1 pseudogene is annotated in these 253 nt (G+C 73.1%); it reads right to left on the bottom strand.

Going from position 1 to position 253, the window contains the following annotated elements:
- Window positions 1-253, bottom strand: a pseudogene (locus tag CCN44_RS42310) (cytochrome P450); the annotation flags it as partial.

Genomic DNA, 253 nt, shown 5'->3' with positions numbered 1-253 from the left:
GGGTGTGCCGGGGCGGGTCGGAGACCAGCATGGAGTCGCCCATGCCGATCACCACGTCGCCGGTGACGGGGACGCGCTGCTCGCGGAAGGCGGTCCAGGTGGCCGCCATGTCCTTGGAGTAGGAGTCGTTGTCGAGGAAGGCGCGGCGGCAGTCCTCGTAGCCGGTGAGGAGCCATGCCTCGACTCCGCCGGGCAGGGTGACGCGGTGCGCCCGGCCCTCCTCGCGCAGGGCGGCGTACACGGGGTGGGGGTC

The organism is Streptomyces tricolor (genome assembly GCF_002155905.1).
GTDB lineage: Bacteria > Actinomycetota > Actinomycetes > Streptomycetales > Streptomycetaceae > Streptomyces > Streptomyces tricolor.
This window is presented reverse-complemented; position numbering and strand designations above follow the sequence as displayed.